Genomic DNA, 21,472 nt, shown 5'->3' with positions numbered 1-21,472 from the left:
TGAGGATCTTGCTCTGCGGCAGGTACCACTCGCGCTGCGTGAAGCGGAGCAGCACCTTCGTGGTCGAGCCCGAATACTTGACCGCGAATTCGGCGGCCGATACGGGATAACGCGGTGATTGACACGCTCCGCGATCTTATGGTCTGCTACGAAAGCGGTTTCGCAACTGACTTTGCTGAGATCTTTAGGACTGCTCTTGACTGATTCCGCCTCGCCCGTGAAGCCCGCGCGCGTGCTGGTCACCGGTGCGGACGGCACCATCGGCCGGCCGGTCGTGGAGGCACTGCTGAGTGCGGGCATCTCCGTGACGGCACTCTCGACCGCATGGTCAGGGCCGTCGCCGGCCGACCGGGTGTTCACCGGTGACGCCGCTGACGAGACTCTGGTCCGGCAGGCGCTCGAGGACGCGGACGCCGTCGTGCACCTCGCCGCCATACCGCACCCCGGCCTGGGGACCGCGCGCGAGGTGTTCGTGGGCAACACCTCGGCCACCTTCACCGTGCTGAACGTCGCCGGCGAGGTCGGCGTGCGCCGCGCCGTCATCGCGAGCTCGATCAACGCGTTCGGCGTGCCCTTCAACCGGCACGATCTCACTCCCGCCTACTACCCGCTCGACGAGTTGTCGCCGGTCGCGCATGACGACGCGTACTCGCTGTCCAAGTGGGTCGATGAGCAGACCGGCGCCTGGGCGCACAGCCGCTGGGGGATCACGGTGGTGGCGCTGCGCTTCCCGCTGGTGAGAGACCTTCCCGAACTGCGGGAGATCGCCGCGCGGTTGAGCCGGAACCCGGTCGAGCAGGTGCGTCTCGCCCGGGAAGGATGGGCGTACCTGGCGATGGCCGACGCACTGGACGCGGTGCTGCGCGGGCTGACGCACCCGATCTCCGGGATGCACACCTTGCTCCTGGCGGCAGAGGACACCATCGTGGGGGAGCCGACGGACCTCCTGCTCGATCGCTTCGCCCCCACGAGCGAACGCCGCCGCGACTTCCCGGGCCGCACCGCCCCCATCGACACCTCTGCCGCCCGCCGCGTCCTCGGATGGGTGCCGCGGCACCGGCTCGGCGACCCGAGCGGCCCGATCAACGCGACCTTTCAGGAGACGCCGGCATGAGCGACGACACGACGGCATTCGCACAGCCGTGGGACGCGCCCGACGACGTGCGCATCACGGGCGTCCGGGCGATCGCCACCGCCCCCGAGGGCATCCCGCTGCTGGTCGTGAAGGTGACCACCAGCGACGACGGCCTTTACGGGCTCGGCTGCGCCACGTACACGCAGCGGTGGCGCGCGGTCGCCTCGTACGTCGAGGAGCATCTCGCCAGGCTCGTCGTCGGGCGATACCCCGGTGACATCGAAGACCTGGTGCGGCTGGCCCGCTTCTCCGGCTACTGGCGTGAGGGGCCGGTGGGCAACAACGCGATCTCCGGGCTCGACCAGGCTCTGTGGGACATCGCCGGCAAGCGAGCGGGAAGACCCGTTCACGAGCTGCTGGGAGGCAAGGTACGCGCCGCCGCCGACACGTACCTGCACGCGGGCGGGTCGTCGATCGAGGAGACCCTCGACCAGGCCGAACGCCTCCGCGAAGCCGGGCTGCGGCACATCCGGCTCCAGGTCGGCCAGTCGGGCCGAGGCACCTACGGCGCTCCTCCGACGGCCGAGGTCACCGAGGCGTCCGCGCCGTACCCGGGCGGGTGGAGCGTGCCGGAGTACCTGCGGCGTACGCGGGAGCTGTTCGCCGCCGCCCGCGAGCGCTTCGGCGAGGAGATCGAGCTGCTCCACGACGTGCACTCCCGGCTGACCCCGAAGCAGGCGATCGTTCTCGCCCGCGCGCTCGAGCCTTATCGGCTCTTCTTCCTCGAGGACGTCATCGCCCCCGAGCATTGGGATCGCCTGCCGGAGGTGCGCGCCGCCTCGCCCGTACCGATCGCAGTCGGCGAGCTGACGACCTCGGTGACGGATGCCGCGCGCCTGGTCCTCGGTGGCGGCGTGGACTTCATCCGCTCCCATGTGTCGGACATCGGCGGGCTGACCGCCGCGCGCAAGATCGCCGCAGCCGCGGAGCTCGTCGGCGTCCGTACGGCCTGGCACGGTCCAGGCGACACCTCGCCGATCGGCGCCGCCGCCAACGTCGCGCTCGACGTGACGAGCCCGGCCTTCGGCATCCAGGAAGGGCACGTGTACGGCGAACCCGTGCACGAAGTGTTCCCAGGTACCTTGCGCATCGAGCACGGCTGGTTGCGCCCGAACGAAGCTCCCGGCTGGGGCATCGATCTCGACGAGTCCGCCGCCGCCCGCCACCCCGCAGGGCTGTCGGGACACGATGCCTGGGCTGCCCGCGTCCGAGGCCTGGACGGAGGACTCATCGCCCCCTGACCGCAGCACCGCGACAACACCAGCACAAAGTACTGAGGAGACCCATGCCCCCCACAAATGTCCGGAAGTTTGCTGCCGCCCTCAGTGCCAGTGCTGCAGCGTTCGCTCTCACTACGGGCTGCGGCGCCGAGAGCCCGTCGCAGCCCGGCTCCGTTTCCATCACCGTCGCCGGTCAGCCCACCCAGGAAAACCCCGATCAGCTCAAGGCGTTCAAGCGCAAGATCACCGACTTCACCAAGGCCAACCCCGGCATCACGGTCACCGGTGACGAGTCCTCGTTCGACGTGAACACCTTCCAGGCGCTGGTCGCGGGCGGGAAGCTGCCCACGGTGTTCTACGTGCCCTTCACGGAGATGCAGGGGATCATCGCCCGGCAGCAGGCCGCGGACATCACCGGCCACGTCGGCGCGGACGCCGCCGTCAAGCGGGTCAACCCGTCGATCCTGAAGGTCGCCACGAGCCCGGACAGCCATGTCTACGGCGTTCCCGTCCAGGCCTACAGCATGGGGCTGCTGTACAACCGCGCCCTGTTCACCAAGGCCGGGCTCGACCCCGACGCGCCGCCGAAGACCTGGGACGAGGTGCGGGCCGCCGCGAAGGCCATCCATGCCAAGACCGGCGTGCAGGGCTTCGGCGCCATGACCAAGGACAACACCGGAGGCTGGGCGCTCACGACCATGAGCTACGCCTTCGGGAGCAAGATCCAGTCGGATGACGGCAAGCAGGCCAACGTCAACAACAACGCCACCCGCGCCGCGCTGGAGTTCTACCGCTCCCTGCGCTGGGACGACGACACCTTCGGGTCCGACTTCCTCATCGGGTACAAGGACATCACGAACGCCCTGGCCAGCGGCAAGGTCGGCATGATCGTGCAGGGTGCGGACACGTACACCCCGGTCGTTCAGTCTCTCGGGATGAAGCCGGACGACTTCGGCCTCGCCCCGATGCCGCAGGCGCCCGGGGGCCTCGGGACTCTGGGCGGCGGGTCCGTGGCCATCATCAATCCGCGGGCCTCGGCGGAGGAGATCAAGGCCGCGCTCAAGTGGATCGAGTTCGCCGAGTTCAACAAGTACAACAACGAACAGGCGGCCGTCACGGGCGCCAAGGCCGCCGCCGCCGACAAGCTGCCGGTGGGCGCACCGGTGCTCCCGCTCTTCGACCAGGCCACCACCGACCGGTACCTGACGTGGGTGAAGGATTACGTGAACGTGCCGCGCGAGCACTTCGCGGCGTACTTCGACTCGGCCAAGACGCTGCCGCTCGTGCCCGAACCGGCGGCGAAGGCGCAGGAGACGTACGGAATCCTCGACAACGTCGTGCAGGCGGTGTTGACCCGGCGGGACGCCGACATCACCGCCCTGCTCGACGACGCTCAGAAGAAGGTCCAGTCCGCGATCGACGCGGGCTGAACCGTCGCCCCCGTCACGCCGGCCGGTGCGACGGGGGCGACAGTCCAGAAAGGCGCCTCCGGAACGATGACGGACGCAACCATTCCCCCTACGACAGAGCGTTCGCGCGGTGTCGTGCGCTGGGTCCGCCGCGGCGGACTCTCGACATTGATCTTCTTCATCCCCCTTCTCGCGTCATTCGGGCTGTTCTCCTGGTGGCCGATTCTCCGCTCCCTGCTGCTCAGCCTGCAGCGCACGAACTTCCTCACCTCCGAGTGGGTCGGGCTCGACAACTTCGCCCGCGTCCTGAAGGACCCTCTTCTGCTGACGGCGACCTGGAACACCCTGTGGTTCTCGATCCTGGCCTTCGTGATCGGGTTCCCGGTCCCGGTGCTTCTGGCGGTGTTCATCGGCGAGTTGCGGCGCGCGCGGAGTATCGCGTCCGCCCTCGTCTACCTGCCGGTGATCTTCCCGCCGGTCGTCGCCGTGCTGCTGTGGAAGGCGTTCTTCGACCCCAGCCCCAAGGGGGTGTTCAACACCGTGCTGGGCTGGTTCGGGCTCGGCCCTGTCCCCTGGCTGAACGACGGCGACCTGGCCATGCCGTCGATCGTGCTGCAGGCGACGTGGGCCTCGTTCGGCACCGCCACGATCATCTACCTGGCGACGCTGATGAGCATCCAGACCGAGTTGTACGACGCCGCCGAGGCCGACGGAGCAGCGGTGTCGCGCCGGTTCTGGCACATCACCCTGCCCCAGATGCGCGGCGTCCTTCTGGTGATGTTCCTGCTCCAGGTCATCGGCACGTTCCAGGTCTTCACCGAGCCGTACATCATGACGAACGGCGGTCCGGAGAACCGCACCGTCACGATCCTGATGCTCATCTATCGTTACGCCTTCATCTCCGGCGACTACGGCCGAGCCACCGCGTTGAGCGTCCTGCTGGCAGTCGTCCTCTCGGCCCTGTCCGCCGTGTACCTCTGGGCGACCAGACGCTGGAGCACCTCATGACCACCGAAACCGCTACGTCCGAACGCGGCATCCTCTCCTTCCTCGATCGTCGCAGACCTGTCGTCCGCGTCTCGGTCGCGGCGATCGGCACGCTCGTCATCGCCGGCCTCGTGATCCTCTGCGCGGGCCCGCTCTTCTGGCTCTTCAAGGCCGCCACGTCGACCACCACCGAGACGCTGTCGGCGCCGTTCTCCCTGTGGCCCAGCGGCATCCACTGGGACTCGTTCGTTCAGGTGTGGACACGCGTCGACTTCGGCCGATATTTCTGGAACACGCTCGCGCTCATGGCCGGGTCCCTGTTCCTGGGGCTCCTCGTCGCCACGACCGGCGGCTACGGTCTGGCGGTTCTCCGGCCGAAGTACGCCAAGGCCGTGTTCGCGGCGCTCCTCGCCACCCTGTTCATTCCCGGCGTGATCTCCCTTGTGGCGCTCTACCTGACCGTCATCGACATTCCGCTCATCCATGTCAGCCTGCTGGGCTCGATGTGGGCGGTGTGGCTCCCGTCCTCGGCCAACGCCGTCAACGTCCTGCTCATGCAGCGATTCTTCGCCAACATCCCCCGGGAGCTCTTCAACGCGGCCCGCATCGACGGAGCAGGACCCTTCAGGATGTTCTTCTCCATCGTCCTGCCGATGTCACGCCCGATTCTCGGCGTCGTCAGCCTCCTCACGCTCGTCGGCTCCTACAAGGAGTTCCTCTGGCCGCTGCTCGTCCTGCCGAACCCGCAGGACCAGCCGATCTCGGTCGCGCTGCCGAGGCTGCAGAGCTCCATCGACTTCTCGCAGTTCATGGCCGCGCTCTTCATCTCGGTCATCATCCCCGTCGGTCTCTTCCTCGTCCTCCAGCGCCAGTTCCTGCAGGCGGCAGGCAACGCCGGCGCGCTCAAGGGCTGAGCCGACGCTCCGTCCGCACCCGTACCAAGGACACCGATGCCCCACTTCGACCTGCCCATCGACCAGCTCCGCGCGTACCGGCCAGAGGTCCGGGTCCCCGCCGGCTTCGACACCTTCTGGCGGCAGACGCTCGCCGACGCCCGGAAGGCGGGCGGAGATCCGCACTTCACCCCGGCCACGACGCCGCTCGTCGGGTGCCACGTCCTCGACGTGCGTTTCCCGGGGTTCGCCGGCGACCCGATCGCCGGCTGGCTGCTCCTGCCGCCCGGCGACGGGCCCCACCCCGCCGTCGTGCAGTTCCTGGGTTACGGGGCGGGCCGTGGGCTGCCGCACGAGTACCTTCCATGGGTCGCAGCCGGATACGCGTGCTTCGTGATGGACTCGCGTGGCCAGGGCTCCACCTGGGGAGTCGGCGGGGCCACTCCCGACCCGCACGGGTCCGGACCGGCGGCGAACGGTGTCATGACCCGCGGCATCGAGGATCCCGGGACGTACTACTACCGGCGGCTGTTCACCGACGCTGTCCGTGCGGTCGACGCGGTGCGCCGGCACCCGTCCGTGGACGCCGCCCGCGTGGCGGTGTCCGGCGGGAGCCAAGGAGGCGGCATCGCGCTCGCCGCCGCGGGCCTGTCGGAGCACCTCATGGGCGTCTTCGTCGACGTGCCGTTCCTGTGCCATTTCGAGCGCGCCGTCGGCCTGACCGACCGCGAGCCGTACGCGGAGATCACGCGCTATCTCTCCGTGCACCGCGAGAGCGCCGAGCGGGTTTTCGACACGCTCTCGTATTTCGACGGCGTGAATCTCGCGGCCCTGGCCACGGCTCCCGCCCTGTTCTCGGTCGCGCTCATGGACCAGACCTGCCCTCCGTCGACGGTTTTCGCCGCGTTCAACGCCTACGCGGGTCCCAAGGAGATCACTGTGTACTCGTTCAACGGCCACGAAGGCGGAGCCGCCGCCCAATGGCCGCGGCAGGTCGCCCTCCTGACGGGGACGGCGCGGGCATGAGCGCACGCTTCGGGGTCAACTACCTGCCGCGGGAGAACTGGTGGTACGCCTGGGCAGAGGACGATGACGACGCGTTCGCGGAGGATCTCCACCAGATCGCCTCGCTCGGATTCGACCATGTGCGCGTGCAGTGCCTGTGGCCGCTCTTCCAGCCCAACCCGTCCTGGGTGTCGCCACGCGCGCTGCGCCGCCTCGTCCGCCTGCTCGACCGTGCGGCGGAGAGCGGGCTCGACGTCTGCGTGACCGTGCTGAACGGCTGGCTGAGCGGCTTCGACTTCCGGCCGTCCTGGCTGAAGGACGTCGATCCCTTCACCGACGCCGCGGCCGTCAGCGCCGCGGAACTGCTCGTCGGCGCCGTCTCGCGAGCGGTCGAAGGCCACCCGGCGCTCTGGTGCGTCGACGTCGCGAACGAGCCCAACGTCCTCATGCGCCGTCTCAAGCCAGGTGAAGGCGAGGCCTGGGCCGCGAGGATGCTCCACGCCGCGCGTGCGGCCTCCGTGCCGGTCACCGTGGGAGTCGACCATGTGCCGTGGATGAGCGATGACGCCCCGATCGGGCGGGCGTTCGTGGCCGGCGCGTGCGATCTCGTCCCGGTGCACGCGTGGCCGTTCTTCACCGGTGCCCTCGCCCGGGTCGGGGAGGAGCGCGCCTGGGCCGTCCCCGACTATCTCGCGCAGGTCGCCCGCGCGACCCCTGGCGCTGCCGGCAAGCCGGTGTGGATCCAGGAGCTCGGGGTTTCCCCGCTCTGGCTCACGGATGTGGCCGTGGAGGACTTCGCCGAGCGGATGTTGCGGCGTGCCGCCGCGATCCCCGGTCTGGGCGCTGTCACCTGGTGGGCGTCCCACGACATCAGCCGCCGCTTCACCGGCTTCGACGAGCTCGAGTACGGCCTGGGCCTCATCGACGCCGAAGGACGGGTGAAGCCGATCGGATCGCGGGTGGCCGAGGTGGTCGCGGAACTGCGTGACCGGCCACGCGGACAGGCGGCAACGGAGCCGACGATCGTCCTGCCCGCCGGACGGGCGCCTGACATCGACTTCGCCGAAGGCTGGTTCGCGCGCATGGAGGCGACCGTCGGACCCGCAATCGTTCATGAAAGGGGCATGTGATGAGCGAGCGTACGCTTCACACGGACCTTCTGGTCGTCGGAGGAGGGCTCGGGGGAGTCGCCGCCGCGTTGACGGCGGCGCGCCTCGGCATCCGGGTGGTGCTCGCCGAGCGGTCGGACTGGCTCGGCGGCCAGCTGACCACGCAGGCGGTTCCGCCGGACGAGCACCGGTGGATCGAGACCGAGCTCGGCTCGACCTCGTACCGCGAGCTCCGCGAGATCATCCGGGCCCACTATCGCCGCCTTTACCCGCTTGCCCCGGACGCGGCCGCGGACCCGCAGCTGAATCCGGGTCGAGGCAACGTCTCGCGGCTGTGTCACGAGCCGAGGGTGGGCGCGCTGGCGATCGAGGAACTGCTGTCTCCGCACCTCGCCTCGGGCGCGATCACCTTGCTGCGGGAACACGACGTGGTGAACGTGGACCGCCGAGACCGGCAGATCGCCAACGTACGGCTGCGCAGCCGGGAAGGCGACCTCGTCGAGGTGACCGCCCGCCTCGTGGCCGACGCCACCGAGGAAGGCGACCTCCTGGAGCAGGCCGGCATGTTCTTCACGATCGGGGCGGAGTCGCACGACGACACCGGCGAACTCCACGCACCGCCGGAGCCGGATCCACGGGATCAGCAGGCGGTCACCTGGTGCGTGGCACTCGAATATCGCGAGGGTGAAGACCACACCATCGACAGGCCCGGCGACTATGAGCACTGGCGCGACACCGTAGACCCCCGCTGGCCCGGCCCGCAGCTGTCCTGGAAGGACATCGTGCCCGATACGGGTGCGGTGCGGTGGCGGCCGCTGTTCGTCCACTCGCCCGAGCAGGCCGTACACACAGGCGCCGACGACCTGTGGCACTACCGCCGGATCCTGTCTCGGCAGAACCTCGACCCGAGCTTTCCCGGAGGCGAGATCACGCTGGTGAACTGGCCGCAGATCGACTACTGGGAGCGTCCGCTGCTCGGCGTGAGCGTGGAGGAGCGCGAGCAGGCGCTGGCGGAGGCACGCTCCCTCACCCGCAGCCTCGTCCACTGGATGCAGACCGAGGCCCCTCGCCATGACGGCGGCACCGGCTATCCCGAGCTGCGGCCCAGGGGCGATGTCACGGGCACCTCGGATGGCTTGGCGAAGGAGGTGTACATTCGCGAGTCACGCCGGATCCGTCCCCTTTTCCGGGTGACCGAGGCGCACATCGGGGTGGAGATGCGGGGGCCAGGCGAGGGCAGCGCCCTTTTCGAGGACAGCGTCGGCATCGGCCACTACCGCATCGACCTGCATCCCAGCACCTCCGGCCGAGGCTATGTCGACATCGACTGCTTCCCGTTCCAGATTCCGCTCGGAGCCCTCATCCCGGTCGACGTCGACAACCTCGTCGCCGCGAACAAGAACATCGGCACCACCCATGTCGCCAACGGCGCGTACCGGTTGCATCCGGTCGAATGGTCCATCGGCGAGGCGGTCGGCGCTCTGGCGGCCCAGGTCGCCGGGACGGCCCAGACCCCGGCGCAGCTCCGGGCCGATCCGGCGAGCCTCCGCCGCCTGCAGGGACGTCTTCGTGATGACCTCGGTGTCACTCTCGAGTGGCCCGATGACATCCGCACCGGTCGGTCCGCGAGCTGAGCGGCTCGGCGATGAGTTTCCCGGACGGCAGCGACCGATCCCCCGGCATGAGAGCCGGCCGTTTCTCACCCGGATCCTTGAGGGCTCCAGGCGATGATCTGGCCTCTCTCGGTGATGCGTTTCCGAAGCTGCTCGGGGTCGACGTCCTGAACGGCGACCTGGTTCCGGATCGCCAACGTCGCCGCGACGGCAGCCGACTCCGCGAGAACGCAGAAGACCGGTTCCATGCGGGTGGCCGCGTACGCGATGTGCGTCGCCGACAGGCACACGGGCACGAGCAGATTGGCGCAGTCGCTCTTGTGCGGAGTGATGACCCGGTAGGGAACGGGGTACGGCCGGCCCGTTCCCATGTGTCCCCCGATGAACATGTCGCCCTCGGTCGCCACCCCGAGTCGCCCTGTTTCGCAATCGCGATGGGCGATGCGCCGGGCCGGGTACACGTCCACGCCGAAGAGGGCGAGCCCGATGGCGTCGGCGGGATCGGTCTGGTTCGACACATCCGCGTGGGTAAGGGTGTAGCGGCCCTTGAGGCGCCGGGATACCCGTACATAGAGCTGGTGCGGCCACCCGTCGGTCTCCGGGAAGACGCCGGCGTCCAAGCCGTACGCGGCCGTCTCTCGCCGGAACTCCTCGGGCACCTCAGGGTGGGTCGAGAGGAAGTGGTGCAGGCCGCGGAGATAGTCGATGTGGTGGCGCCAGATCCGCGACCGGACGTTCCAGTCGCCGTCCTGGTAGTCGTGGCTCACGCCGACGGGCGCATTCGTGATTAGGGAGGCGCGCTGGTAGTTGTATTCACCTGAATTGAGCCATCCGGGAAACACGGCTCGGAGCCTGTCCAGCTGGTCGCCGGTGCTCGTGCTCACGGACTTGATGTGCTCGACGTAGCGGCGGACCAACTCGAATGTGTCAGGTGAGTAGTCGTCCGGCGCGGTGATCTCAGCCCTGTGACGCTTGTCCGACGTCAGATAGAAACGGAAGTTGTATGCCTGGGTGTAGCGGTCCGCCGAGCCGATCGGCAATCCGTGGTCCTCGTCGATGAGCGGGATGAGCCCACTGGTGAGGTCGCCCGGTACGACGTAGGGGTCGATCGGCGTCCAGTTCGTGACGTGACCGACGCCTGCCGGTGCCTCGCCGAACGCCTGGCGTGATTCGCGTCCGGTTCGATAGGGAACCTCTGCGAGAGCCATCAGGTCGCCTTCGTAAGAAGCGTCGACGAAAATCGACGCCGAAATGCTGAAAGGCTCTCCCGATTCGGATGCCGGCGGCGGCACTCCCCATTTGCTCGGCGGTGAAGGCTCAAGCTGGATGGCGTCGATATGGTCGCCGTTTCGCGTCGCCGAGCGGATGCGGTGCTCGAAGATCACTTTGATGCCGGCCTCGGAAAGCCACTCGTGGAACCCGCGCACGATGTCCGGGGGATGGTCCCCGAAACGAAAGATCACGTCGTTCGTCAGTCCTCCGACAGCCTCGGGAAGGGGGCAGTCCTGGAGCGGCTTGATTCCTGAGCCCAGCATTCCTCCGAGCCGGCGACCTGGCTCGACGAGTATGACGGAGTTGCCCTCCTGGTGTGCCGTGATGGCGGCGACACAGCCTGCGGGCGTTCCTCCGTACACGCAGATATCGGCCCTCAGCGTCATCGATTCCGTCCTGTTCGAGATTGGTCCTCATATTTTTTCGGACTGCGCAGGACCACGGAATGGCGATTTTGGTGGAGACCATGCACATTTTGATGAGAGGCCATGGGATGGGTCTTGATGGTTACCTGCTGGCGCCCCGGCGCCCGCGGTTCAGCCTCGGCTCTGACACGTACGAGGGGTGGTGCATGCTGCTGCCGAGGAACGGAACGTTCTCCTATGAGGTCGAGGATGAAGCGGCGCACAGAACCAGAGCGGTGGGTGAGGCCGGGCTTCGGGGCGAGGCGCATTTCGGCGATGTCGTCATCAGCCCGCCGGGCAGCACGCTACGGCGGCAGATGAAAACGCCGACGTCGTTCTTCTTCGCGCGATTCCTGACCGCTCTGGAGCCGCCGATCGGCTGCAGTCGATTGCGCGACGTCGATCGCCTGCGCGCCGACCTCGCACTTCTCGAATCCACGCAATCCGCTTCCGGTGAAGGTCATCAAAGATTGGATGCGGAGATGGTCGCGGCGCATGTGGTCGACGACGTACTCATCACCCTGCTTTGGGAGCGGACGCGGGGAGACGTGCGTGAAGACGTTCTGGTGCGGAAGGCGATCGCCTGCATCCTGGAGTGCTTCACCTCGCCGGATCTTTCGCTCGGCGACCTCGCGAGGACGCTGGGCGTCAGTTCTTCGCTGCTCTCGCGACGTTTCCGGGACGTTCGAGGTGTCACACCGGGCCAATACCTTCGTGGCGTCAGGTTGCAGAAAGCGCGGGAGCTGTTGACCGGGACCGACTTCACCCTGCAGACCATCGCCGAACGGTGCGGATATCGCAGCGCGTTCTACCTCAGCCGGGTCTTCAAAGCCACCACCGGTCAGTCGCCTTCTGAATATCGCGCGGGAAGCCCGTCCATCAGGTGATCGAGCGCAGGAACTCGCCGTGGCCGTGCGCCGGCACGATGCCGATCCAGCCGTTGACCCCAGCCACCCAGCGGGATCCGTCGTCGATGGCATGGTCCGGTCCTAGCGCGAACTCCGGCACAGGTGCGAACGAATTCATCAAGGAGGCGCACGACGGCAACCGGCCTCTGCCCAACGAAACCTTGGCGGAACGAGAAGCGAGCTGGACATCGACGGAGAGCGGTTCGTCCTCGAGTACAAAGGAGACTGGCACCTGCCGGGCAATCTGTTCATCCACGTGCGGCGGAGCTCATGCCGGCGTCATGGGACAAGCGCCTCGGCGGGACCGACATCTGCCTCGCCGACAACCTCAGCGTCGTCGCATGGAGCGCTTATGGACTGACCGGATGGCAGCTCGAAAACGAGTTCTCCCTGGATGTGGCGGTTCAATAGGGTCACGTCATGACGCTCTTCGGTTCGGTCATCGACGTACGCCCCCTGTTCCCGCGTGAGCGGCAGGCCATGCTGGACCTGCTGCGTGCCCTGGACCCGGCGGACTGGGCGAGACCGACGATCTGTCCAGGCTGGGACGTGCACGACGTGGTCTGTCACGTCCTCAACGACTACATGCGGCGCCTGTCGGGCAGCCGCGACGGGCACGGGGGCGCCGTCTTCGCGGACGACGAGACGCTTCCCGCCTATCTCGCGCGGACCAACGACGAGTTCGTCCGGGCCGGCCGCCAGCTCAGCCCGCAACTGCTGATCGACCTGCTGGAGCACCTGGGGCCGCAGCTGGACGCCCTCTGGGCGGCACGCGACCTGCAGGCGCCCGCCGACCTGAACGTGTCCTGGGCCGCCACGGACCTCGACAGCCCCGCCTGGCTCGACATCGGCCGCGAATACACCGAGTTCTGGGTTCACCAGCAGCAGGTCCGCGACGCGGTTTCCCGGCCCGGAGCCACCCAGCCCGATCTCATGGCACCGGTGCTGGACCTCTTCGCACGCGCCCTGCCGCACACCCTGAGGACGTACGAACGCCCCGACGGAACAGTGGCTCACCTGGAGGTGCTCGGGCCGGTCGGCGGGCAGTGGAGCGTGGCCTGGCAGGGCGGCCGATGGCAGCCGGTGATGCCCGGCGACCGCCCGGCCGCGCGGGTCTCGATGGACCAGGACACCTTCTGGCGGCTGGCGACCAGGGGCATCAGCGTCGAGGAGGCCCGCGCACGCTCGAACCCGAGCGGCGACCCGGAGCTCACCGCGGCCATGACGACCTTGCTCGCGGTCGTCGCCTGAAACGACCGGACCGTGAGCGCGGCGCTTTTTGTGGACTCTTCCTGATCTCCGCGGTTGCGCTTTCCTGGCCGCTCTTCGTGCCACCTGCACCGCCCTTTCGGGTGCGCAAGAGCCGACAAGGCTCCTCAATCCCGGCGCAGGCGCGCGAGCTGCCGGTCGTGCAGGCGGGTGAGGAGCAGGAGGGACGCGACGGCGCCGATGAGGGCGCAGGCCATGTCCCACTGGGTGTCCCACTGGTCGCCCTGGACGGCGAGGAAGGCGTCGGCCGCCGACCCGGCCGCGAGCGCCGACCACAGCGCCAGCACGTCCTGCAGCCAGTGCCCGAACGGAACCCGCGCATAGGTGTAGTGCCCCCCGACGATCAGAACCAGCGCGTGTACGGCCAGCAGGCAGCACAGCAGCGTGGTGAGCGGGAAGCGCCGCCAGAGCACCACCAGGAGCGGCAGACCGCCGATCACCCAGAAGGTCTCCAGGAGCCAGGTGAGCCGGTCGTAGGGACGCACACCCGAGACGACCAGAGCGAGGAGCACCACGGCGGCCAGCACCAAGGGCAGCCGCCGGGCGGCGGAAGCAGGAGTCATGCGATCAGCCTCGAAAGCGGTGGGGGTGAGAGAAGCGAGGGGAGCAGGTCATCTTCATCGACCGCCTGATGTCCGGATCCGTGGGACAGGCGTCCTTGCGGACATCCGTCATGCGCCCACAGACTATCCATATGACGACGAATCGGTCTGACGAAGTGATCTTCGCCGTGTCCGACGGAGTGTTGCTGCTCGACGTGGCCGGCCCCGTTCAGGTCTTCAACGACGCCGGTGGATATCGGGTGCGGTTGGCTTCGCCGGACGGGCAGCCCGTTCGCAGCGATGTCGGCATCTCGCTGAGCGTGGACCTCGCGCTGTCGGATCCGGACCTCGACGTGGACACGCTGGTCGTGCCGGGCTATCCGAGGAAGTCGTCAGGGGTTCTCCTCGGGTCCGCGCTGGTCGACAGGCTGCGGGAGCTGGCGCCGCGGGCCCGGCGGGTGGTGTCCGTGTGCACGGGCGCGTTCCTGCTCGCCAAGGCCGGGCTGCTCGACGGCCGGCGGGCCACGACCCATTGGGACGCCTGCGCCGAGTTCGCGGCGCGGTTCCCGGGCGTCACGGTGGAGCCGAACGCCATCTACGTACGCGACGGCTCGATCGTCACGTCAGCGGGTGTCACCGCCGGGATCGACCTCGCGCTGGCGCTCGTCGGGGAAGACCAGGGCGAGGACCGGGCCCGTACGGTGGCCAAGCACCTCGTCGTGTTCCTGCAGCGTCCCGGCGGGCAGCGCCAGTTCAGCGTCCCGGGCGCCGCTCCCGCGCCCCGCAACCCGACCGTACGCCGCGCGCTCGACCTGGTCGCCGCGGACCTGTCCGCGGACCATCGCCTCGCCACGATGGCCGCCGGCCTAGCCGTCAGCGAGCGTCACCTGACCCGCCTGTTCCGCCGCGAGCTGGGGTCGACGCCGGCCCAGTTCGTGGAGCGGCTCCGGGTCGAAGCGGCGCAGGCCCGGCTGGAGTCCGGGGACGCCATCGTGCGGGAGATCGCCAAGGCGTGCGGCTTCGGCTCGCAGGAGACGATGCGCCAGGCGTTCCTGCGGGTGCTCGGTGTGGCGCCGTCGGCGTACCGGAATCGGTTCCGGCTGGCCGGTCACCGGCCCGTGGCGGATCCTCAGACCCAAGGCTGACGGCGTTCAGTACATCTTCGTGGTGGTGTGCTGGACGGCGGAGGGAGCCAGGCGGACGCCGTTGGCGGTGACCCGGTGGCCGCGGGTGTCGGTGACCCGTACGGAGAAGGGGCCCTGGCCCGCGCCGGACTCGGCGATCCAGTAGTTGTAGTCGGCCCTGGCCAGCTTGCGCCACGCGCCGCCGGCGGTCTTCACCTCGACCGAGGTGAGCGGGTTGCCGTGGTTGTTGACCAGCAGGGCCAGCCACCACTGCGACGACCCCTCCTTGACGCGGAAGGAGAGCGGTTTGCCGATCTTCGGGTTGGCGGCCGGCCTGTAGGTGACCCCGACCAAGCCCCTGCCGGGGTCCGCGACGCGGGCGAAGGCCTTGCGGCTGAGGTCGATGTGCCCGGCGGGGCACTCCGGGCACTGGTCGACGACCTTGACCTGCACGGAGCCCTTCGGCCCGGTGACGGTCAGGTAGCCGCCGCAGGCGGCCGCGGCGCGGTACTCGCCGCGGGAGAGCGCGACGTAGAGATCGCCGGCGGGAGGCGACGGATAGGAGCAGTTGCCGCCCCCGGACCGGAGTTCGTAGAAGGTCGCCTTACCGCTGGTCGCTTTCGCCGACGCGCCGGCGGCCGCGGTGCTCTCCTTGCTCCGGCCGGATTGGGCCAGGGCTGAGGCAGGGAGGAGCGAGGTCGCGGCGAGCACGGCGGCGAGAACAGTGGGTAAGCGGCGCATCCAGGTTTTCCTCTCATATGTGATGGATGCGACAGTAGCGAAATCGGTATATCTCGGTACGGTAAAGCTGCAGATCTTCCGTGATATGTCCGGGAAATAGCCGGTTATTGCCCTGGATGTTCAGGCAGCGGCAATCGACACTCGCGTCATGAAATCGATGACGAAAACACTGCTCGCCGGGTCGGCGCTGGCCTGCCTGGCGGTGGCGGGCACGACGGGCACGGCGCACGCGGCCATCGGACGGCTGACGTTGATCAGCGGGACCGCCGGCGTCAGTTTCAGCTACACGACCTGCCAGCCGCCCCGGGATCAGCCGGTGGAGCTGTACGAGGTCGACACGTTCGACAACCAGCCGGTTCCCGGCTGCCAGGTCGTGCTCACCGGCCGTACGGGCGCGAGCCAGGTGCTCTGCGTGGGGCGCGGAAGCCTGCCGCCCGAGCTCCGCCAGGTGCTTCGCGTCCGGATGCAGCCGGGTACGGCCCCGCCCTGCGCCTACGGGCCGGCCGCGGGCAGCTGATGCGAATCGGCTGACGCCAGGTGGGCGCGGATGCTCTCGGCGTCCACCCCTGTCTCTTCGGTCCGGTCGATGCCGAGGACGGACATGATGGTCAGGGCCTCGGTCCAGTGGCGCCGGGCGGGATCGGGCCGGCCGAGCGCGGCGTGGGCGTGGGCGAGGCCGTCGTGGGCGCGGGCCTGGTCGCTCGGCTGGTGAAGGTCCGAGGCGAGGTTCAGCGCATGGCGGTGGCAGTCGAGCGCCTGGTCGGACTGGCCGCGGGCATGCTGCAGCCGGCCCATGCCGTGGAGGGCCTCGAACTGCCAGTTGCTGTTGCCGATCTCGCACGCCAGGCGCAGGGCCTGCTCGTAGCAGTCGTACGCCTCCTCGTACCGCCCCTGGAAGCGATGCAGGTGGCCGAGGCCGTTGAGGCTGTCGAGCTCGCCGAGCCGGTGCCCGGTGCCGCGGGCCAGGCCCAGGGCCCGCGTGAAGTAGTCGGTGGCCGGGCCGTGCGCGCCCCGCCCGAGGTGGATGAAGCCGATGCCGAGCAGGGCCCGTAACTCGCCGGTGCGGTGGCCGATCGAGCGGGCGATGACGAGCGCCCGCGCCAGCTCGCCGGCGCTCGTGTCGTACCACCCCATGATCCGGTGGACGTTGCCGGCGGCGATCAACGCGTCCAGCTCACCCGTACGGTGACCGATCGCCCGGGCGATGTCCAGCGCCTGCTCGAAGTGCTCGGCGGCCCGCGCGTACTCTCCCTGGAACCCGCGGACCATGCCGATGCCGTTGAGCGCCCGTAACTCGCCCGCTCGATGACCGATGGCGCAGGCGATGGCCAGGGCGCGGGAGGAGTCCTCCAGAGCCGCCTCGTACCGGCACTGCATCTGACGGATCTCGCCGAGCCCGAGGAGGGCCTCCAGCTCGCCCGTACGGTATTCGGCCGCCTGGGCCGCCGACAGCGCCCGCTCCAGGAGCGTCTCGGCCTCGGCATACCGGCCGCGGGTGCGCAGGCACCGGTGCAGGGTGGCCGACAGGTGCCGGACGTGTTCGGAGAAGCCGTGCTCGGCGGCCAGCTGCGCGAGGCTGAGCAGGTTGGACAGCTCGGCCTCGAGCCACGCGGCGGCGTCGGCCACCGCGGGCGGCCCCACCTCGCCCGGCGCGATACGCGGCCGCATGTCCGCCTCGTAGGGATAGAGGAGGTCCATCGCCGCCGAGGCCGCGCGGCTGTAGTGGTTCAGCAGCCGCGCCGAGGCGGCGCGCCGGTCGGACTCGGGCTCTTCGCCGGCGGCCCGTTCGGCGGCGTGTGTCCTGATCAGGTCGTGGAATCGGTAGCGGCCGGGGATCGGCTCCTGCAGCAGGTGGACCTCCAGCAGCCGGTCCAGCAGCGTCGAGGCCCGCTTGACGGTGGTGGCCAGCAGCGCGGCGGCCGCGTCGGGCGCGAGGTCCATGCCGGGGTGCACCCCCAGCAGCCGGTACGCCCGCCGCTCGGCGGCGGTGAGCTCCTGGTAGGACAGGTCGAGCGCGGCGGTGACGCTGTGCTGCCCGGCGCGCAGCTCGCTCAGCGGGTGCTGGTGCTCCTCCAGCCGCTGCAACAGGTGCCGCACGCTCCAGGCCGGATGGGCCTTCAGCCGGGCCGCGGCCAGGCGGATGGCCAGCGGTAACAGCCCGCACCGCCGTACCACCGCGGCCAGCACCTCCCGTGGCACCCCCGCGACCCGCTCCTCGCCTGCGGTGCCGGTGAACAGCGCGATCGCGTCCGCGAGCGGCAGCACGTCGACCGACACCGTACGGGCGTCGTCCAGCCCGACCAGCCGCCGCCGGCTCGTCACCAGCACCAGGCAGCCGCCCGCACCCGGCAGCAGGGGCCGCACCTGGGCCTCGTCGGCGGCGTTGTCCAGGACGATCAGCATCTTCCGGTCGGCCAGCACGCTGCGATAGAGCGCGGCCCGGTCGTCGAGGTGCTGCGGAATCGTCTCCCCGGGCACGCCCAGCACCTCCAGCACGCGGGCGAGCGCGTCGGCCGGGTCCGCCGCGGGCATGCCCCGCGTGTAGCCGTGCAGGTCGACGAACAGATCACCGTCGGGAAAGCGCGGGGCCAGCTGGTACGCGGCGTGCACGGCCAGCGCGGTCTTGCCCACCCCCGCCATGCCGTCGATGGCGGTGACCACCACCGTGGCGGCGTCACCGACGTCGTCGAGAACGGCCAGCTCCCGTGCCCGGCCGATGAACGCCGCCGCGTCGGCGGGCAGCTGCCGCGGTGTCGGCCGCGCGCCTTCTGACAGGCCGTTCGCGGCACGCGTCAGTACGGACACCTCCGCGGCGTCCAGGCCCAGCGCCACGGCCAGCGAGCGCACCGACGCGCTGCGCGGCCGCCGCAGCTCGTCCGCCTCCAACCGGCGAACCGTGCGGACGTTGAGCCCCGCCCGCGCCGCCACCTGCTCCTGGGTCAGCAGCGCCCGCTCACGCCAGCTCCGTAACAACGCGCCCAGGCCCGGCCCCCCGACCGGACGGCCCGCCTCGGCGCCGTCGCGTACTCCTGACGGCATGAACCCATCTCCTGTGGTCAGCTGTCCGGATCAAGAACGAGCCTATGTCATTCTCCATCGGCCCGCTGGCCCTGGCGCAGGCGCTACAGGAGGCTGTCGCGCGCGTAGGCGGCGGCCTCCGTGCGGTTGCGTACGCCGATCTTGGCGAAGGCGTTGTTGATGTGCGTCTTGACCGTCGTCTCCGCGATGAAGAGCGCCGAGCCGATCTCCGCGTTGCTCATCCCCCGGGCGACGAGCCTCAGCACCTCGACCTCCCGTACGGTCAGCCCGTCGGGACACGCCGAGACCGGCGGCGGCGCGGCACGGGACAGCGCGTCCACCAGTCGGCGGGACACCGCCGCCGAGAACGTCGACTGCCCGGCGGCGGCCGAGCGCAGGGCGGCGGCGATCTCCGCGCGCCCGGCGTCCTTGGTGAGGTAGCCGCAGGCCCCGGCCAGCAGGGCGGAGTCCACGGACCGGTCGTCGTCGTACGTCGTCAGCACCACGACGGCCACCTCCGGATGCGCGCGGGCGATCCGCCGCGTGGCCTCGACGCCGTCCATCACGGGCATGCGCAGGTCCATCAGCACGACGTCGGGGCGCAGCTCGGCCACCAGGCGCAGGGCCTGTTCGCCGTCCCCGGCGTCGCCCATCACGTCCACGTCGTCGACCAGGTCCAGCAGCGCCACCAGGCCCTCGCGCATGAGCTGCTGGTCGTCCACGACCAGGACCTTCATTCCGGCACCTCCGCCCGTACCTCCCACAGGCCCCCCGACGGTCCCGCGCTCAGCGTCCCGCCCGCGAGCGCCAGCCGCTCGCGCATGCCCTGCAGCCCGTGCCCGGATGACGGCGCCGCGGCCGCGTACGGATTGCGCACCACCAGCCGGACGGCGCCCTCACCGTAGCCGATCTCCACCGTGACCGGCTCGCCCGGCGCGTGCTTGGCGGCGTTGGTGAGCGCCTCGCGTGCCGTACGCAGCAGGCAGACCTCCGCCGCCGGGGTGATCGGCCGCCGCGTGCCCGTCGTACGCAGCTCGGCCGGCACCTCGTGGTCCCTGCGGTGCTCGGTGACCAGCAGGCTCAGCGCGTCGGGCAGCGGCGGCACGTCCTCGCGCAGCGCCGCCACCGCCGAACGGGCCTCGACCAGCCCTTCCCTGGCCAGTGCCCGCGCTCTGCGGACGCGCGCCACCGCCCCCTCCACGTCGCCCCGCTCCGTGAGCATGGCCTCGGCGACCTCCAGCTGCACCCCCAGGGCGCCGAGGGAGTGCGCGAGCACGTCGTGCAGCTCCCTGGCGATGCGGGTCCGCTCGTCGAGCGCCATGGCCCTGGCCCGGTCGTGCTGGGCCTGCCGGTACTGGCGCCGCTGCAACGCGAAGAGCACGGTGAGCATCACGACCGTCCCGCGGACCACGATCGCCGATCGCGGCTGCTCCCACCACAGCAGGCTGCCGACCATGAGCACCAGGTCGGTCGCGGTGACCGCGGCGATCGCCGCCATGCTCGGCGTCATGTGCGCCGCGAACAGCAGCAACATCGCGAACACGAACACCGTGGGCGCCGGCTCGACCGACCCCGACACCGACGCCGCGACCGCCGAACCCGCCGCCAGCGCGGCCACGGCCACGCGCGGGAACCGGCCGTCGAGCAGGACGAAGGCGAGCCAGCACGCCATCGACACGCCGAGCGCGGACCACAGCAGCGCGGGGACGCGATCGGGCTCGGCGGCCGCCAGCGACCAGGCGAGGACCAGGCTCAACAGCAGCCTGACCAGGCGCCCCGTTTCGGGGTCGTCGGCCGCCAGGAGCCGTACGACCCGCCCCCACACCTCTCGCATCGCCTAGCGCGAGTCCTTCAAGGTCAGAATCATGTCCACCAAGATAAGCCGGAAGGCCACGAAACCGACGACCACCAGCAGCGCCACGACGACGATCGCGAGCAGGAACTTGCCGTTCATCTTTCCCCCGTTGGCGTCCAGGAGCCGGTGCAGCAGTTCGAGCCAGAGGCTGCCCGGCCGTCCAGAGTGCTTGTCCATGCCTGGGACGGTAGGGACGGGGCGGGGTGGAGCGGCACCTCCGAAAGGTGGAGAGCGGGGTGGAGGCGCTCTGTCATGATGGGCTGATGCCCCCTGAGACCGCTTATCACGGCGCGCTCGGAGACCAGTTCGCCGAACATGCCACCACGAGCCCGTACAACGCCTACGTCGACCGGCCCGCGATGCTGGAGCTCGCCGGTGACCTCGCCGGGACGAGGGTTCTCGACGTCGGGTGCGGAGCCGGGCACTACGCGGCCGAGTTGCTGGCCCGCGGGGCCGAGGTGGTCGGTGTCGACGGGAGCGCCGCGCTGCTGGGCCACGCGCGGGCGCGGGTGGGGGAGCGGGCCGAACTCCTTCTGCGCGATCTGGAGGAGCCGCTGGACTTCGCCGATGACGCGTCGTTCGACGGGGCCGTGTGCGCGCTGGTGTATCCCCACGTCACCCGCCGCGCGCAGTTGCTGGGCGAGTTGCGCCGGGTGCTGCGGCCGGGAGGGTGGCTCGTGGTCTCGACCGGCCATCCGACCGCCGACTGGCAGCACTTCGGGGGCTCGTACCACGCCGGCGACTGGGTCGAGCTTCCCGTGGGCGACGGCCCGTTCTCGATCCACTTCCAGCGGATGTCGCTGGAGGTCTTCCTGGGGGAGCTGCTGGCCGCCGGGTTCGTCCTGGAACGGGTCGTCGAGCCGCGCCCGGTGGCCGCCCTGCGGGAGATCGACGAGGCCGCCTACGACAAGCTGAACGAGCGGCCGTCCTTCCTCGCCGTCAGGCTCGTACGCCCCTGACCGCGGGAA

Annotated in this window: 21 protein-coding genes; 13 read left to right on the top strand and 8 right to left on the bottom strand. The window is 69.8% G+C overall.

From position 1 onward, the window contains the following. The first annotated feature begins 196 nt into the window (after positions 1–196). The 8 genes from ACWEPL_RS34635 to ACWEPL_RS34600 all read left to right on the top strand — a co-directional run bounded on the left by ACWEPL_RS34635 (position 197) and on the right by ACWEPL_RS34600 (position 9,392). Complete coding sequence (locus ACWEPL_RS34635) at positions 197–1,114, top strand: NAD-dependent epimerase/dehydratase family protein (protein ID WP_363962630.1); 918 nt, start codon at positions 197–199, stop codon at positions 1,112–1,114. After that, positions 1,111–2,376 carry an enolase C-terminal domain-like protein gene (locus tag ACWEPL_RS34630; protein WP_452438689.1) on the top strand — a complete coding sequence of 422 codons (1,266 nt, stop codon included), beginning with the start codon at positions 1,111–1,113 and terminating at the stop codon, positions 2,374–2,376. The genes ACWEPL_RS34635 and ACWEPL_RS34630 overlap by 4 nt, the downstream gene beginning before the upstream one ends. A 44-nt stretch (positions 2,377–2,420) precedes the next feature. Beyond that, entirely contained in the window at positions 2,421–3,785 is a 1,365-nt protein-coding gene (locus ACWEPL_RS34625) for an ABC transporter substrate-binding protein (RefSeq protein WP_363962632.1), read from the top strand. Between the two features lie 114 nt (positions 3,786–3,899). Beyond that, on the top strand, positions 3,900–4,772 hold the full coding sequence (locus tag ACWEPL_RS34620; RefSeq protein ID WP_363962633.1) for a carbohydrate ABC transporter permease: 873 nt from the start codon (positions 3,900–3,902) through the stop codon (positions 4,770–4,772). Beyond that, entirely contained in the window at positions 4,769–5,665 is an 897-nt protein-coding gene (locus ACWEPL_RS34615; protein ID WP_452438688.1) for a carbohydrate ABC transporter permease, read from the top strand. The genes ACWEPL_RS34620 and ACWEPL_RS34615 overlap by 4 nt, the downstream gene beginning before the upstream one ends. A gap of 36 nt (positions 5,666–5,701) precedes the next feature. Further along, a complete protein-coding gene (locus ACWEPL_RS34610; RefSeq protein ID WP_452438687.1) occupies positions 5,702–6,670 on the top strand; it encodes an acetylxylan esterase in 969 nt (322 codons plus the stop codon). Continuing rightward, positions 6,667–7,779, top strand: coding sequence for a glycoside hydrolase 5 family protein (locus tag ACWEPL_RS34605; RefSeq protein WP_363962636.1), 1,113 nt, complete (start codon positions 6,667–6,669; stop codon positions 7,777–7,779). Before ACWEPL_RS34610 ends, ACWEPL_RS34605 begins: the two co-directional genes overlap by 4 nt. Beyond that, positions 7,779–9,392: an FAD-dependent oxidoreductase gene (locus ACWEPL_RS34600; protein WP_452438686.1), complete on the top strand. Its 1,614-nt coding sequence runs from the start codon at positions 7,779–7,781 to the stop codon at positions 9,390–9,392. Before ACWEPL_RS34605 ends, ACWEPL_RS34600 begins: the two co-directional genes overlap by 1 nt. A 65-nt stretch (positions 9,393–9,457) precedes the next feature. On the opposite strand, the gene ACWEPL_RS34595 is transcribed toward ACWEPL_RS34600, so the two are convergent. Then, positions 9,458–11,029: an FAD-dependent oxidoreductase gene (locus ACWEPL_RS34595; protein ID WP_452438685.1), complete on the bottom strand. Its 1,572-nt coding sequence runs from the start codon at positions 11,027–11,029 to the stop codon at positions 9,458–9,460. Positions 11,030–11,088: 59 nt separating this feature from the next. Here ACWEPL_RS34595 and ACWEPL_RS34590 point away from each other — a divergent pair, with 59 nt between their 5' ends. Then, on the top strand, positions 11,089–11,934 hold the full coding sequence (locus ACWEPL_RS34590; protein WP_452438684.1) for a helix-turn-helix transcriptional regulator: 846 nt from the start codon (positions 11,089–11,091) through the stop codon (positions 11,932–11,934). Here the strand turns inward: ACWEPL_RS34590 and ACWEPL_RS34585 are convergent. Further along, complete coding sequence (locus ACWEPL_RS34585; RefSeq protein ID WP_452438683.1) at positions 11,927–12,211, bottom strand: hypothetical protein; 285 nt, start codon at positions 12,209–12,211, stop codon at positions 11,927–11,929. The two genes, ACWEPL_RS34590 and ACWEPL_RS34585, sit on opposite strands and share 8 nt — an antisense overlap. Before the next feature lie 164 nt (positions 12,212–12,375). Between ACWEPL_RS34585 and ACWEPL_RS34580 the strand changes: the two genes are divergently transcribed. Continuing rightward, complete coding sequence (locus ACWEPL_RS34580) at positions 12,376–13,206, top strand: maleylpyruvate isomerase family mycothiol-dependent enzyme (RefSeq protein ID WP_452438682.1); 831 nt, start codon at positions 12,376–12,378, stop codon at positions 13,204–13,206. Positions 13,207–13,331: 125 nt separating this feature from the next. On the opposite strand, the gene ACWEPL_RS34575 is transcribed toward ACWEPL_RS34580, so the two are convergent. Continuing rightward, positions 13,332–13,787, bottom strand: coding sequence for a DUF2238 domain-containing protein (locus ACWEPL_RS34575; RefSeq protein ID WP_452438681.1), 456 nt, complete (start codon positions 13,785–13,787; stop codon positions 13,332–13,334). 131 nt (positions 13,788–13,918) lie between these two features. On the opposite strand from ACWEPL_RS34575, the gene ACWEPL_RS34570 reads away from it, so the two are divergent. Then, positions 13,919–14,911, top strand: a complete 993-nt coding sequence (locus ACWEPL_RS34570; protein ID WP_452438680.1) for a GlxA family transcriptional regulator — start codon at positions 13,919–13,921, stop codon at positions 14,909–14,911. Between the two features lie 6 nt (positions 14,912–14,917). Here ACWEPL_RS34570 and ACWEPL_RS34565 read toward each other — a convergent pair whose 3' ends face one another. Beyond that, positions 14,918–15,631, bottom strand: coding sequence for an expansin EXLX1 family cellulose-binding protein (locus ACWEPL_RS34565; RefSeq protein WP_452438679.1), 714 nt, complete (start codon positions 15,629–15,631; stop codon positions 14,918–14,920). A 157-nt stretch (positions 15,632–15,788) separates the two neighbouring features. On the opposite strand from ACWEPL_RS34565, the gene ACWEPL_RS34560 reads away from it, so the two are divergent. Continuing rightward, positions 15,789–16,148, top strand: coding sequence for a hypothetical protein (locus tag ACWEPL_RS34560; RefSeq protein ID WP_363962645.1), 360 nt, complete (start codon positions 15,789–15,791; stop codon positions 16,146–16,148). Here ACWEPL_RS34560 and ACWEPL_RS34555 read toward each other — a convergent pair. The 4 genes from ACWEPL_RS34555 to ACWEPL_RS34540 all read right to left on the bottom strand — a co-directional run bounded on the left by ACWEPL_RS34555 (position 16,124) and on the right by ACWEPL_RS34540 (position 20,681). Next, on the bottom strand, positions 16,124–18,670 hold the full coding sequence (locus ACWEPL_RS34555; protein ID WP_452438678.1) for an ATP-binding protein: 2,547 nt from the start codon (positions 18,668–18,670) through the stop codon (positions 16,124–16,126). The two genes, ACWEPL_RS34560 and ACWEPL_RS34555, sit on opposite strands and share 25 nt — an antisense overlap. An 83-nt stretch (positions 18,671–18,753) precedes the next feature. Then, complete coding sequence (locus ACWEPL_RS34550; protein ID WP_452438677.1) at positions 18,754–19,386, bottom strand: response regulator; 633 nt, start codon at positions 19,384–19,386, stop codon at positions 18,754–18,756. Next, positions 19,383–20,483 carry a sensor histidine kinase gene (locus tag ACWEPL_RS34545; protein ID WP_397373443.1) on the bottom strand — a complete coding sequence of 367 codons (1,101 nt, stop codon included), beginning with the start codon at positions 20,481–20,483 and terminating at the stop codon, positions 19,383–19,385. Before ACWEPL_RS34545 ends, ACWEPL_RS34550 begins: the two co-directional genes overlap by 4 nt. Positions 20,484–20,486: 3 nt before the next feature. Next, positions 20,487–20,681, bottom strand: coding sequence for a hypothetical protein (locus tag ACWEPL_RS34540; RefSeq protein WP_185079465.1), 195 nt, complete (start codon positions 20,679–20,681; stop codon positions 20,487–20,489). A gap of 86 nt (positions 20,682–20,767) precedes the next feature. On the opposite strand from ACWEPL_RS34540, the gene ACWEPL_RS34535 reads away from it, so the two are divergent. Next, complete coding sequence (locus tag ACWEPL_RS34535) at positions 20,768–21,463, top strand: class I SAM-dependent methyltransferase (protein ID WP_350728589.1); 696 nt, start codon at positions 20,768–20,770, stop codon at positions 21,461–21,463. Positions 21,464–21,472: the final 9 nt, after the last annotated feature.

The sequence above is a fragment of the Nonomuraea sp. NPDC004186 genome, assembly GCF_053603495.1.
This window is presented reverse-complemented; position numbering and strand designations above follow the sequence as displayed.